This is a genomic window from Kineococcus lubricus, from assembly GCF_050871965.1.
Taxonomy (GTDB): domain Bacteria; phylum Actinomycetota; class Actinomycetes; order Actinomycetales; family Kineococcaceae; genus Kineococcus.
In genome coordinates this window covers 119,217-132,277 of record NZ_JBJLSK010000008.1, presented here as the reverse complement: position 1 = coordinate 132,277, position 13,061 = coordinate 119,217, and the positions used below count along the sequence as shown (strand labels likewise).

Below are 13,061 nucleotides of genomic sequence, written 5' to 3'. Positions count from 1 at the left end.
CGCGGGGGAGGCCCGCTGACGCAGCGTGGGGCCACCCGGTCGCCGGTGACCCGGCGTGCCCGCCGGCGGCCGTCCGGGGGTGCCCGGCACCCCCACCGGGCTAGTGGCACCCCACCCGGCGTGACAGGATCGCCCCTGGCCCGCCCGGCCAGTTGACCCCCGTCCGCGATGCGCCCAGGGAGACGACGTGCCGCAGGCACACCGCAGCACCCCCGACGACACCCGCCGCAGGCGGCTCCTGCTCCTCGTGCTGACGGCCCTGGCCGTCGCGGTCGTCCTGGCCGCCCTGCTGCTGCGGCCGTGGACGCGCGAAGCCGTCCAGCGCCCGGCGGACCCGCCCGCTCCCACCCCGACCGCCACGCTGCCCGCGGGGTACCCGTTCTCCGCCGCCAGCGTCTGGCGCCAGGACGTCAGCGAGGCCCCGGTGGCGCCGAACTCGGCGGCGCAGGTCCAGGAGGTCGTGCGGCAGGTGGCCTCCCGGTCCGGGGGGATCGCGGCGTTCAACGTGCACCAGTTCCAGGTGGCGTACTACACGGTGCCCGCCGACCAGCCGCGGGTGGACGTCGCCTGGACGAACTGCCAGGACAAGGGGTACACGCCGAAGGGCCTGCTGGGGGAGGGCGGGCAGTTCACCGGGGTCCCGATCCCCGAGGACGCGGTGCCCGCGAAGGGGACCGACGGCCAGCTGACGATCTGGTCACCGGCGACCGACCAGCTGTGGGAGCTGTGGAAGGCCGAGCGCGTCGACGGTCGCTGGCAGGCGTGCTGGGGTGGCCGGCTCGACGACGTGTCCACCGAGCACGGCTACTTCCACGACGGCTACGGTTCCAGCGCCAGCGGCCTGGCCGTCGCCGGCGGCATGGTGTGGGTCGACGACGTCCGCAACGGCGTGATCGACCACGCGCTGTCCCTGCAGCTCGTCGAGGCCAAGCACTGGAAGTCGGTCAGCTGGCCCGCGCAGCGCAGCGACGGGTTCGACCGCGACGAGGACGCGGTCGCCGAGGGGACGCGGCTGCGGCTGGACCCGGCCCTGGACGTGGACGCGCTGGACATCTCCCCGATCGCGAAGATGATCGCGCGCGCGGCCCAGGAGTACGGGTTCATCGTCACCGACCGGTCCGGGACGGTGGCGATCAGCGCCGAGAGCGGCGCGGAGACCGTGGGGGAGGAGAACCCGTGGCCCGGGCTCCTGGGCGGGGACCGCGCCTGGTCGGTGATGGCCGGGTTCCCCTGGGGGGAGCTGGAGGCGCTGCCGGTGGACTACGGAAAACCCGCGAAGAAGTCCCCCACGAAGTCCCCCACGAAGTCCCCCACGAAGGGGACCTCCCCGGGGACCTCCCCGGCGACCCCGGCGCCCAGCGGTCCCTGAACCCCGCCGGGCGGTCCGGGGCGGGGTTCAGGAGGTCTCGGGACGCCGGTGCTTGACCACGCGCGCGGGGTTCCCGGCCACGACGGTCCACGGGGGGACGTCGGCGGTGACGATGGACCCGGCGCCGACGATGCTGCCGGTCCCGATGCGCCGGCCCGGCAGGATCGTGCAGCCCGCCCCGATCCACACGTCGTCCTCGATGACGATGGGCCGGTCGTCGCGGAAACCCTGCGCGGTCATCGGCTCGTCGACCGATGCGGTCTCGTGCGCGGAGGCCAGCAGCACGCAGCGCGGACCCATCATCACGTCGTTCCCGATGCGCACGGGGCCGATCACCAGGGCGTCCATCCCGATCGCCGACCGGTCCCCGAGCTCGATGCCCTTGCCCGAACCGAACCACGCGCCGTGCTCGACGTTCACGTCCTGCCCGCAGCGGTCGAGCATGGCCTTCGCGGTCAGCGCCCGCAGCCGCTTGGCGACCTTCCCGCCGGGCCGGGGCGACCACGGCAGGTGGCGGGCGAGACCGAGGTAGGCGACGGCACCCGCCCCGCGCGCCAGCCGGCTCGCGCGCGAGGCCCGTCCCCGCGGTGCGTCCTGCTCCGGGGTCGAGGTGACGACGGTCAGTTCAGGGTGCGACGGCGCGTTTCCCGTGGGCGGCACGGCTCGGTCCTCTCGTCAGGTAGGGCGTCAGGGCGATGCCGGCGAACATCCAGACCAGGTAGTTCGGCAGCGGGTAGGGGGTGGGGCTCAGCATGATGACGACGCTCCACACCGCCGTCATCGCGATCGACACCGAGCGCCAGGTGACCAGGTCGGGGTCGTCGTCGGGGCCGTAGCGCGCGAAGACGGCCCGCACCGGACCGAACAGGATGCACAGGACGAAGGCCGCGGCCCCGGGCAGGCCCAGTTCGGCGGCCCGCCCCAGGACGACGTTGTGGACCTCGATCCGCACGGTGGTCACGGGGTAGTCGTCGGCCTGCCGCACCCAGTCGGTGGACACGTCGTAGAACTTCAGCCACCCCACCCCGGTCAGCGGTTCGGCGTCGACGATCCGCAGCGCCGCGGCGTTGGTGTTCTGCCGGTCCAGCACCGACCGGGTCGTCCCGGCGCGCTCGTCCGCGGAGGCCCGCAGCCCGGGCACCAGGACCAGCAGCGCCACGACGGCGACCGCGGCCAGCGCCAGGACGGCCGGCAGCAGGCGGCGGGTGCGCTTGGTGACGACCATCGCGGCGATGATGCCGAGCACCGTGCCCACCCACACCGAGCGGGTCAGCGCCTCCAGCGCGCCCGCGGCGGCCAGCAGGGTCGAGACCCCGGCGGCGACGCGCCACCACCCCCGGAACCGGGAGAACGCCGCGGCTCCTACGAAGGTGCACGCGGCGCAGGCCATCCCCATGCCCTCGGAGTAGGCGAACGGCCCGCGCGCCCGGCCGAACTGCTGGCCGACCGACGGGTCGGCGATGTAGGAGGGGAAGACGAACTGCCACAGGCGCAGCGTCTCCACGAGCGCGGTGTACCCGAGGTAGAGGCCCAGCAGCACGAGCGCCTTGAGGAGCAGGTCGCGCCGGGCCGGGGTGCAGAACACCACCGGGGCCGTCGCGAACAGCAGGAAGGGCACCAGCAGCCGGTCCAGCAGCGCGAAGACGCCGGTGGACGACAGCAGCGTCCCGTGCCCGGCGGCCGAGACGACCGCGATCAGGAGCAGCACGACCATGGCGACGTGGACGGGGCGGACCCGCAGGACCGAGCGCCGCCAGGCCCACGGGTCCAGGACGAGCAGGATCACCGCCATCCCGAACAGCAGGCGGTCGGGGCCGATCGGCAGCCGGAACGCGTCCCAGTGCCCGGAGAACACGTTGAGGACGACCACGCCCAGGAAGCACCACAGGTACGCCGGCCGGGCGGGCCCGGAGCCGCGCACCTCCGGCGCCCTGGTCGCCTCGAGGCCGGCCGTCATGAGCGGCTGGCCTGCGACTCCTGCGCGCGGGGCGCGCCGACGTCGTCCAGGCCCCCGGTGCGCTCGCCGCCGCCGGGCAGCGGGACCGGCTCGTCCCGGCGGGCGCGGGCGGCGCGGCGCCGGTCCAGGCCGACGGCCAGGACGAGGGCGAGGAGCAGACCGAGGACGGCACCGGCGAGCCCGAACTTCTGCATCGTGCTGCTGGCGTCGGACCCGACGAGCTCGCCCTCGCGCACGACGCGCAGGCCCGCCGCGGCCGGGGTGTTCGTCACCGAGTTCCGGTAGCGCGTGCCCAGGGCCTGCTGCTGGACCTCCAGGACGGCGACGTTCGCGGTGGCCTGCTCGACGGCACCGCGGGCGGCGTCGATCTCGGCCTGGTCCGCCTCGGCCCCGATGAGGGAGGCGAGGTTGCCGCGGGCGACCTCCTCGGCCTCCTGCGCCGCGGCGACCCGGTTGGACAGGTCGGTGTACTGGGTCAGCAGGGACTCCGAGGTCTCCCCCGAGACGGCGTTGACCTGGTCGCTGAGCTGCTGCGCGACGGCCTGCGCGGCGTCGGCGGCGGCCTGCGGCGTGCCGGCCCGCACCTCGATGCGCACGACGCTGGAGGTGGGGATCGGGGAGGCGGCGATCTGGGACACGTCGTCGGCCGCCGCACCCATCACCGGTTCGAGCGCGGCCCGCGCCTGGGCGTCGTTGACGTAGCGGGCCACGTCGGCGGCCAGCTGCGTCGACGCCTGGGAGTAGCCGGCCACGAGGCGCGCGTCCAGGCTCTCGCTGCCGACGGCCACCCGGGCCTCACCCGTGTACGTGGTCGGAGTCAGCGTGGCCAGTCCGGCGCCCCCGGCGCCGCCGAGGACCACGAGCGCCGCGGCGATCCACCAGCGGTCGGCGAGGGCCTTCAGCGGGCTCTTCGGGAGGCGGGGGTCATCAGGCACGAGATTTGCTCCATCTGGAGGGCGGGTGAAGCATCCAGTAGTCGGATCGAGGCAGACAGTACTCAATGCCGGTCCGGAGGCGTGCATTCCTCCACACGAGGAGCACGTTCAAGCACGGACAGTCACATCGAGGAGATTCCTCGCCGACGGCAGCAACACTGCGTCACCCGGGGGGTCACGCGCTCCGCAACGGCCGCACGACCCGGCCGGGCACCCCGGCGACCAGCGACCCCGGCGGGACCTCGCCCCGCACCACCGCCCCCGCGGCGATCACCGACCCCGCCCCCACGTGCGCACCCCGCAGCACGATCGCCCCCGCGCCGATCCACACGTCGTCCTCGATGACCACCGGGCTCGTCACGTACTGCGAGCGGTCGGCGCCCAGGGGCTCGAAGACGTGGTCCTCGTCGTGGATGGAGACCCGCTCACCGAACCGGCAGCGGTCCCCGACGACCAGCGACTCCCGGATCGAGACGTAGGCGCCCACGTTGACGAACACGTCCTCGCCCCACACGACCTCGCCCTGGAAGTCCCCGGTGAAGTCACCCGCGATCGTGCAGCGCGGCCCGCGCCGGAACGACCCCGCCGGGCCGATGGTCAGCCGCGTGCGCGGTCCCACGGCCAGCGGTTCCCCGCGCAGCGCCGGCTCGACCGCCGACCGCACCAGGAACCGCCCCCGGCGCAGGGCGCGCTCGACCTGGTGACGGGCCCGCTGCCGTGGACCGCCCGGGCCGGGCGCGGTGGTCGGTGCGTTCATCAGGTGGCTCGTCACACGGCGCATCCCATCGCACGCGCCCCGTGGTCGGCAAGGAGGGGTGGGCGCCGCTCAGATCCAGCTCGGCAACCACATCCGGCGGCTCCACGACTCGTACGGGATCACCTGCCCGGTGTAGACCGGCCAGAAGAACGCGAAGCACGCCACGGTCAGGACCACGACCGCGCCCGCCACGGCCGCCCCGATCCGCCGCCGCCACAGGGCCGTCTCGACGCTCACCCCGCTCCTGAGCACCGACGCGCTCGGGTCCGGCCCCAGCACCAGCCCCAGCAGGTAGACGACCGCCAGCACGACGAACGGCACGAACACGACGGCGTAGAACGTGAAGATCGTCCGGTGCTGGTACTGGAACCATGGCAGGTACGCCCCGGCGTACCCGGCGAGGATCGCCCCGGCCCGCCAGTCCCGCGCGAACGCCCACCGGAACAGCAGCACCGCCAGCGCGACCAGACCCACCCACCACAGGACCGGCGTCCCCAGCGAGGTGATCGCCTTCGAGCAGTTCTCCACGGTGCAGCCCTCGACGCCGTTCGCCTTGGACTCGTAGAAGAACGACGTGGGCCGGCCCTGCACCAGCCACGACCACGGGTTCGCCGCGTACGGGTGCGGGCTGTCCAGCCCCACGTGGAAGGAGTACGCCTGCTGGTGGTAGTGCCACAGGCTGCGCAGGGCGTCCGGCACGACGGCCCCGGCCCCGCGCGAGGGGTGCGTCGCGCCCCAGTCCCGGTCCCAGCCGAGGTCGCTGCGGAACCACCCGGCCCACGTCGCGACGTACGTCACGACCGCGACCGGGACGAGCGCGGCGAAGGCCCCGATCCCGTCGCGCCACACCGCGGCCGCCAGCCACGGGCGCACCCCCACGGCCCGGCGCGCCCCCGCGTCCCACAGCACGGTCAGCAGCCCGAACACCGCCAGCACGTACAGGCCCGACCACTTCACCCCGCAGGCCAGCCCCAGGCTGACCCCCGCCGCCAGCCGCCACCCGCGGAACCCGATCCGCGGCCCGGAGCCGTCGGCCCCGTGCACGGCGACGGCGCGCGCCAGGCGCTCGCGGGCGTGGTCGCGGTCGATCAGCAGCAGGGCGAACGCGACCAGCACCCACCACATGAGGAAGACGTCCAGCAGGCTCGTGCGGCTCTCCACGAAGTGGGTGCCCTCGACGGCCAGCAGGACCGCCGCGGTGACGCCCAGCAGCGTGGACCGGAACATCCGCCGGGCCACGCGGCCGATCAGCAGGATCGACAACGTCCCGACCAGGGCCGCGGAGAACCGCCAGCCGAAGGAGGAGTCGATCCCGAACACCCACTCGCCCAGGGCGATCATCCACTTGCCCACCGGTGGGTGGACGACGAAGTCGCCCGCCGTCCCGAAGACGTCCGGGGTCCCGGCGGTGAACAGCTCGTCCGGTTTCGCGATGTCCGGGTCGTTGCGCAGCTCGACCCCGTACCGCAGCAGCGAGTACCCCTGCTTGACGTAGTACGTCTCGTCGAACACGAGCTGGTGCGGCCGCCCGAGCTGGAAGAACCGCAGGAAACCGCCCACGGCGACGACCAGCAGCAGCGGCAGCCAGCTGCGGCGCCAGGACTCGCCGTCGATCTCGGAACTGCCTCCCAGCAACCGTCGCCGGGCGTCGGTGGCGACGCCGGCGTCGAACGGGGCGGGGGCGTCCGCCTTCACGCCTGGTCGCCCGGCGCCGGGACGGGGGGCTCGACCAGTGCGTTCGCGATCACGTCGGCATCGTAGGCGCCGCCACCGCACGCGGACATCCTCGGCGCGTCGGGGCGGACACGCCGCCGGGGGCACCGGAGTCCCCCGGAGGGTGTGCCGCGGCGGCGCGGGCTGTTAGTTTCGCCGCGCGGATCAGCGTGGCCCCGCGGCAGCTCGTCGATGATCGTTGACGAAGGGGGACGTCGTGGTGATCGTGCTCGCCGAGGACCGGCCCAGCCACCGGGTGGGCGTGGAGATCGCGGTGGTGAGCCTGCTGAGGCACTGCCCGGACGCGGAGGTGCACCTGCACTGCCCGTGGGCCGACGACCGCTTCACCGCCTGGGCCGCGCGGCTGGGGGTGGCCGAGGTCCACACCTCGCGCGCGGACCGCGCCTCCGGGTGGAACGTCAAACCGCACCTCCTGCTCGAGCACCTGGCCGCGGGGCGGGAGGAGGTCGTGTGGGTGGACGCCGACGTCCTCACCCAGCGGGACTGGCGGCCGCTGCTGGCCGGCCACGGGCCGGACGTCCTCGTCGCCACGGAGGAGACGTTCTGGGGGCAGGCGCAGGGCGGCACGCACCGGACGCGGGCGTGGGGCCTGGAGGTCGGCCGGTCGATGCCGTGGACGGTGAACACCGGGCTGGTCCGGGTGACGCGGGCCCACGTCGGGCTGCTCACGTCGTGGGCGCAGCTGCTGTCCGACCCCCGCTACCTCCAGGCGCAGCGCCAGCCGTGGCAGTCGCGGCCGCTGCACCTGCTGGGGGACCAGGAGGTGCTGACGGCCCTGCTCGGCAGCACCGCCCACGCCGCGGTGCCGGTCCACCTGCTGGAACAGGGGACCGACATCGCCCAGTGCTTCGGTCCGGCGGGGTTCACCCCCGGGGACCGGGTCCGGGCCGCGCTCTCACCCGCCGGGGTCCCGCCCCTGGTGCACGCGATGGGACCGAAACCGTGGCAGCGGCCGCACCGCGCGCCGGGGGTCGTCGGTGCCCTGCGGGCGGGGTACGACCGCGCGCACGCCGCCAGTTCCCCCTACACGGTCCTGGCCGCCCGGCACCGCGAGGACCTCATGACGGGCGCGGGCTGGCTGCCGAGGAGGTCCGGCGCCCGCCGCGCCAGCCTCACCGGCCTGCCCCTGGCGGTCGTCGACGACGTGGTCCGCCGTGGACGCCGGCGGCTGGGCGTGGGCCGGTACCACGTCGAGGGGGCCGATCAGCCGCGCTGACCGGAACCCTTCACGCGCGCCGCGCCACGGCGTCGTCGTGCGCGTCCAGGTCCACGTCCGCCGGCGGCGCGGGTGCCGGGACGCCGGCGCCGCCGCGGCGTTCGCGCAGCACCTCGCGGTAGACCGCCGTCACCGCGTCGACCTTCCGCTCCCAGTCGAACTCCGCCAGAACCCGTTCCCGGCCGGCGCGTCCCATCCGCTCGCCGAGGGCGCGGTCGGAGCCGAGGCGGGCCATCGCCGCGGCCAGCGCGGCCGTCAGCTCCTGCGCGTTCGTCGGGGGGACCAGGACGCCGGTGACCTCCGGCACGACGTAGTCGGCCGGGCCGCCCCAGTCGGTGGCGACGACGGGCAGCCCCACGGCCATCGCCTCCAGCACGACGGCGCCCCCGCACTCGTAGACGGAGGGGAGCACGAGCGCGTCGCACTCCCGCAGCAGCTGCGCGGTCCGGTCCTGGGACACGAGCCCGTGGAACGTGACCCGCCCACCCAGGCCGAGCCGCTGGGCCTGGGCCCGCAGCTCCTCGCGCAGGGGGCCGTCGCCGACGACGTCGAGGGTGTGGTCCTGCGGGGTCCGGGCCAGGGCGTCCAGCAGCAGGTCCACCCGTTTCCAGTCGACCAGCCGCCCGACGAACGCGAACCGCGGGTTCCCCGCGGGCGTCCGCGTCCGGGGGGCGAACCTCGACAGGTCGACGCCGTTCTCGACGAGTTCGACGACGCGCCGGCCGCGGGCGGCGCGCGGCAGGGCGGCGCGCGTGCGGGGGTTGGCGACGAACAGCACGGCGGCCTGGCCCTTGCCGTCGATCAGCCGGTTCGCGACGTCCGAGCAGGTCCGGACCACCCAGCGCACGGCGCGCTCGGAACGGCGCACCTCGTGCGAGAAACCCTCCGGGTAGGTCATGCCGCCGTTGAGCGGGCCCACCAGCAGGGGGGCGTCGACGTCCCGCAGGAACGAGGGCTGCCGGGGCGAGACGGGCACCGGTTCGTGGACGACGACCTCGGCGGGGGCGGAGTCGACGAGCGCGCGCACGGTGCGGCGCAGGTCGCCGGCGGCGATGGCGCTCATGAGCAGCCAGGTGGACATGGACTTCACGCTCGTGGGCAGGCGGCGGCCGGCGCGTTCGATGCGCCGGCTCGCGGCGCGGTCCACCGTGAAGTGGAGGCGGTCGCCGTCCTCGGGGAACGTCCGGGACAGGTCCTCGCGGTTGCGTTCGTGGCAGACGAGGTGGGCGTCGAAACCCCGTTCGCGCAGGATGCGGAAGTAGTGCACCGGCAGCATGGCCTCACCGCCGAAGCGGGTGTTGGCGTTGACGGCGGCCAGGATCACGCGGGGGGTCGACGGGTCGTGGTCCGGCATGCGGCACCTCCGGGGTCGGCGTCGGGCGGGTTCGGTGAGTGCGGCGTCGCCCCGATCATGCCCGACGGTGTCCGGGCGCAGAAGGGCCGGGAGCGGGCTGTGCGGTTCCGTTGATGACGCAGGGTGAGAGCTGATAGCTTTCGCGCGCCGGTGAGCTGGTCCTCGCCGCGCCACCCCGCCGACGAGGATCGAGCGATCATGCCTGTCTGGAAGAACGCGCTGGGTTCCCGACCGGCCGGAGCGGCGGCCCCCGCCGTCGCGGGCCGCGGTGAGCAGGTCGAGTGGCTGAACGCGGCCCGGGGACTGGCGATCCTCCTGGTGATCTTCCACCACACCGTGTGGTTCGCCTACCTCACGGACCTGGCCGACCCGCGCTGGATGCTGGTCGACGCCGTGTTCAACGCGTTCCGCATGCCGATGTTCTTCGCGGTGTCCGGGGTGCTGACCGCGGCGGTGCTCACCCGCCCCTGGCGCGCGGTGCTCGGTCGCCGGGTCGTCCCCCTGGTGTGGGTGTACGTCGTGTGGACCGTCGCCGTGGAACTCCTCGAACCGGCGTTGCCGCCCGGTGGGGGGCCGGTCCCCGGCGTCGTGCAGATCGCCTCGCGGGTCCTGCTGGGGGACAGCGACGCGTGGTACCTCTACGCGCTGGTCGTCTTCGCGGTCGTGGCGAAACTCACCGCCCGGGTGCCGACGTGGGTGGTCCTCGGCGTGCTGACGGCCTCGGCCGTAGTCTTCGGCAGCGACCTGGTCGTCCCCGACAGCTACGCGCTGCACAGCATGGCGATGTACGCCCTGTTCTTCTTCGCCGGGACCCGGTTCCGCGGGCGGGTGCTGGCGCTGCCGCGGTCGGGGGTCCGGTGGTGGGGCGCCGCCGCGGGCGCGGTGGGTTTCGCCGCGATCGCCGGGGCGGCGTACCTGGTCCTGGGGTCGCAGGCGCTGTCGGTCCCGGGGGTGAAACTCGTCCTGAGCTTCGCCGCGCTGGCCGCGGGCTACCTGTTCTCGGTGTGGGTGGTCGGCGTCGCGGTGGGGGTCCCGCTGACGGCCGTCGGGCGGCTCACGCTGTCGTTCTACGTGACGCACACGCTGGTCGCCCGTCTCCTCCTGCTCGCCGCCCTGGCGGTGCTGCCCGGGGCGGCGGCGTCCTCGGCCCTGGGGCAGCTCGTCGTCCCCGTGCTGCTGGTGGTCGCCACGATCGGCGCCGTCGCCGTCGTCCGGGTCCCGCTGGACCGGGTGCCGGGGTTGTTCGCCCCGCCGCGGTGGCTGGTGCGCCGGATCGCACCGGCGGCTCGCCCGGGGACCCCGGCGGCCGGGGTCCCCGAGCAGCGGCGTCAGCGCTTGCCGTAGTCCTTCGGCAGCGCCTGCAGCTTCCCCCACGGGAAGTTCGCCATGATCGAGAACTGCGGGGTGCCGGCCATCATGGAGGTCCACGGGTTCGTCCCGGTGCGGGCGATCGAGGCGGCCGGGCTCTCGGCGACGACCGAGGTGCAGCCGGAGGTGTCGGTGACGATGAACCCGTACTTCTGCGCGGCCTTGGCGACCATCTTCGCGATGGGGTGCAGGTTCAGCGCGTCGACGTCCACCGACGGGTTCAGGCGCAGCCGCGTGCCCTCGGGGACGGCGGCGGAGGAGGTGTCCCAGCCGTCGCCGCGGGTGGCGGGGTAGGTGTAGCCCTTGCCGGGCTTGGGCAGGTGCAGGGCGACGGCGTGCTGGATGGAGCCGGACTGGACGTCCTTGATGCCGATGGTGCCGCCGGACAGGGCCAGGCCGCTGGCGCTGGCGCCGAAGGTGCCGCTGAACCCGCCGCGGGAGGTGGACACCCCGTCGATCCGCCCGCCCCAGCAGGCGCTCCAGGTCGAGCCGACCTTCTTGGCCTTCCAGAACTCCCAGAGCTGGTCGGTGCTGGGGGAGAAGATCGTCAGCTGGCCGTCGGTGCCGGTCGCGGGCACGGCGTCGGCCGGGATCGGGACCTGCACGAACTGCCCGCCGGGGCCGAGCAGCCCGGCGGGGGTCCAGCCCTTGCCCTGGCAGTCGGTCCACTTCACGTCGACGCGCTTCTGGCCGGCGGGGACGGTGTAGAAGCTGGTGTTGTACTTCGTGACGTTGAACGCGGCGGTGCCGCCGTAGAGGTTCGCGGTCTGGGTGGCGACGTTCTTGACCATGGCCGCGGAGTTCGGGTGCAGCGGGGCCGTGCGGATGTCGCGGCGCCACTCGGAGGCGGTGCTGAACGGGCCGCCGGCGGGCATGGTGACCGAGCTGGTCGTCGTCGCGGCCTCTGTAACGCTCGCGCTGTCCGCCGCGATGGCAGGTGTGGCGGTCCCCAGGGTGAGGGCCAGGGCGGCGGGCAGGAGAACGGCGGAGAGTCGGCGCAGCATCAGGAGAGTCCTCGCAGGTTTCGACAGGTTCGGTGCGGTACTGAGCCCATCGGGATCGAGCTGCGCGGATCTGGAGACCTGGCACGCCTCGTTCACCCGAACGGGCGAGCGTCAGCGTGCCTTGTTGACGCTGCGTAGTCACAATTTTCTATACGTGATGATTACCATGTTGCCCTGAGTCGTTTCAGCGGCTTAAGGCGCCTGCGTCTCCGCCGTCGCGAGCGCGAACCAGTCCCGCCGCGCCCTCAGGTCCGGGACCCCCGGCGGGGTGGTCGCCCCGGCCACCCGGGCCCGGGCGAGGAACCGGCGCAGGCTGCGCAGGGACGTCCCGCGGGCGCTCGCGCAGCAGCGCGCGCTCAGCCAGTCGGGGCCCTCGAGCGACTGCGGCGGGACCCACCCCGTCACGGCCCGGCCCACCGCCGACCAGCCGCGACTGCGCCGGCGCAGGTCGCGCAGCACCCGGGCGGGCACCCGCGCCCCGAGCAGGTCCCGGGCCCGTTGCAGGGCCAGCCCCACGACCAGGCCCGTCCCGCACGCGCGGGTGAGCGCGAGCAGCTCGTCCCAGTCCTCCAGCCGGTCGGCGGCCTGCGCCACGTCGTAGGTCCACGCCAGGCGCCACCCGCCGCTGAGCGTGGCGTGCACGGCCAGGTGGTGGGCCTGGTCGACGGGGTGCGGCACGGGGACGTCGAGGCCGAGGACCCGGCGGGTGCGGCGGCGGTCCAGGACGGTGCGGACGTCGTAGCTGAACGCGTGCCGCCGCTCGGCGAGGTTCAGCAGGTGCCAGTGCAGGTCCAGGACGGTGCCGTGCGGCAGGCCGAGGCCGATCTCCCCCAGCGCCAGGTCCGCGGTGCGGCGCCAGTCCGGGGCGATCACGGTGGCGCCGCCGGCCTCCAGGGCCTCCAGCGCGCGGGGCAGGTCGTCGCCGTGCACGAGCACGTCGACGTCGTGCCACTCGCGGGCGGTCGGGTGGGCGTAGAGGGAGGCGGCCGCGGCGACGCCCTTGACGACGGTCCAGCGCAGGCCCGCGAGGCGGCGGCCGAGCAGGTCCAGGTCGGGCCGGGCCGCCAGCGTCCGGCGCAGCTGGGCCGCGTGCAGCGGCCCGGTCAGCCCGGTGAGCGCGGCCAGGGACGGCGTGGCGGCCAGGACGCCGTGGACGAGCGGGCCCACGCGGTGGGCGGCCAGGAGCCGCCCCAGCAGGGCGGGGTCCTGCGCCAGGACCCACCGCGCCTCCAGGTCGGTGGCCTGCCGGTTCTCCCGGGCGCAGCGCACGAGGTGCAGCACGGCGAGCCCGGTCCGGCGGCGCTCCGCGGGAGGGCGGGACAGACGATCGAGAGCGACGTCGCGCACGATCTCCAGGGTCGGGTGGG

Annotated in this window: 11 protein-coding genes; 3 read left to right on the top strand and 8 right to left on the bottom strand. The window is 74.5% G+C overall.

Going from position 1 to position 13,061, the window contains the following annotated elements:
* The first annotated feature begins 187 nt into the window (after positions 1–187).
* Entirely contained in the window at positions 188–1,369 is a 1,182-nt protein-coding gene (locus ACRYRX_RS08210) for a hypothetical protein (protein WP_432511353.1), read from the top strand.
* 27 nt (positions 1,370–1,396) lie between these two features.
* On the opposite strand, the gene ACRYRX_RS08205 is transcribed toward ACRYRX_RS08210, so the two are convergent.
* From ACRYRX_RS08205 to ACRYRX_RS08185, 5 genes are all read right to left on the bottom strand, one after another.
* Entirely contained in the window at positions 1,397–2,029 is a 633-nt protein-coding gene (locus tag ACRYRX_RS08205) for an acyltransferase (protein WP_432511352.1), read from the bottom strand.
* Positions 1,995–3,326, bottom strand: a complete 1,332-nt coding sequence (locus ACRYRX_RS08200; RefSeq protein ID WP_432511351.1) for an O-antigen ligase family protein — start codon at positions 3,324–3,326, stop codon at positions 1,995–1,997. Before ACRYRX_RS08200 ends, ACRYRX_RS08205 begins: the two co-directional genes overlap by 35 nt.
* The gene (locus ACRYRX_RS08195) at positions 3,323–4,261 is read right to left on the bottom strand and encodes a hypothetical protein (protein ID WP_432511350.1); all 939 of its coding nucleotides are present in this window, start codon (positions 4,259–4,261) and stop codon (positions 3,323–3,325) included. Before ACRYRX_RS08195 ends, ACRYRX_RS08200 begins: the two co-directional genes overlap by 4 nt.
* A 175-nt stretch (positions 4,262–4,436) precedes the next feature.
* Positions 4,437–5,018, bottom strand: a complete 582-nt coding sequence (locus ACRYRX_RS08190) for an acyltransferase (RefSeq protein ID WP_432511349.1) — start codon at positions 5,016–5,018, stop codon at positions 4,437–4,439.
* Between the two features lie 69 nt (positions 5,019–5,087).
* Entirely contained in the window at positions 5,088–6,713 is a 1,626-nt protein-coding gene (locus ACRYRX_RS08185) for a dolichyl-phosphate-mannose--protein mannosyltransferase (RefSeq protein ID WP_432511348.1), read from the bottom strand.
* A gap of 235 nt (positions 6,714–6,948) precedes the next feature.
* Between ACRYRX_RS08185 and ACRYRX_RS08180 the strand changes: the two genes are divergently transcribed.
* Positions 6,949–7,968 carry a nucleotide-diphospho-sugar transferase gene (locus tag ACRYRX_RS08180; protein WP_432511347.1) on the top strand — a complete coding sequence of 340 codons (1,020 nt, stop codon included), beginning with the start codon at positions 6,949–6,951 and terminating at the stop codon, positions 7,966–7,968.
* Between the two features lie 10 nt (positions 7,969–7,978).
* Here the strand turns inward: ACRYRX_RS08180 and ACRYRX_RS08175 are convergent, their stop codons facing one another.
* Positions 7,979–9,322: a glycosyltransferase gene (locus ACRYRX_RS08175; RefSeq protein WP_432511346.1), complete on the bottom strand. Its 1,344-nt coding sequence runs from the start codon at positions 9,320–9,322 to the stop codon at positions 7,979–7,981.
* A gap of 198 nt (positions 9,323–9,520) precedes the next feature.
* On the opposite strand from ACRYRX_RS08175, the gene ACRYRX_RS08170 reads away from it, so the two are divergent.
* A complete protein-coding gene (locus tag ACRYRX_RS08170) occupies positions 9,521–10,666 on the top strand; it encodes an acyltransferase family protein (protein WP_432511345.1) in 1,146 nt (381 codons plus the stop codon).
* On the opposite strand, the gene ACRYRX_RS08165 is transcribed toward ACRYRX_RS08170, so the two are convergent.
* Positions 10,651–11,694 carry a DUF4124 domain-containing protein gene (locus ACRYRX_RS08165; RefSeq protein ID WP_432511344.1) on the bottom strand — a complete coding sequence of 348 codons (1,044 nt, stop codon included), beginning with the start codon at positions 11,692–11,694 and terminating at the stop codon, positions 10,651–10,653. The two genes, ACRYRX_RS08170 and ACRYRX_RS08165, sit on opposite strands and share 16 nt — an antisense overlap.
* A gap of 192 nt (positions 11,695–11,886) precedes the next feature.
* Positions 11,887–13,041 carry a nucleotidyltransferase family protein gene (locus ACRYRX_RS08160; protein ID WP_432511343.1) on the bottom strand — a complete coding sequence of 385 codons (1,155 nt, stop codon included), beginning with the start codon at positions 13,039–13,041 and terminating at the stop codon, positions 11,887–11,889.
* Between the last annotated feature and the right edge of the window lie 20 nt (positions 13,042–13,061).

What these genes read in the sequence shown, in the direction of transcription:
- ACRYRX_RS08175 (WP_432511346.1), bottom strand. Translation starts at nt 9,322, where the DNA reads ATGCCGGACCACGACCCGTCGACCCCCCGCGTGATCCTGGCCGCCGTC.
- ACRYRX_RS08170 (WP_432511345.1), top strand. Translation starts at nt 9,521, where the DNA reads ATGCCTGTCTGGAAGAACGCGCTGGGTTCCCGACCGGCCGGAGCGGCG.
- ACRYRX_RS08190 (WP_432511349.1), bottom strand. Translation starts at nt 5,018, where the DNA reads ATGAACGCACCGACCACCGCGCCCGGCCCGGGCGGTCCACGGCAGCGG.
- ACRYRX_RS08200 (WP_432511351.1), bottom strand. Translation starts at nt 3,326, where the DNA reads ATGACGGCCGGCCTCGAGGCGACCAGGGCGCCGGAGGTGCGCGGCTCC.
- ACRYRX_RS08165 (WP_432511344.1), bottom strand. Translation starts at nt 11,694, where the DNA reads ATGCTGCGCCGACTCTCCGCCGTTCTCCTGCCCGCCGCCCTGGCCCTC.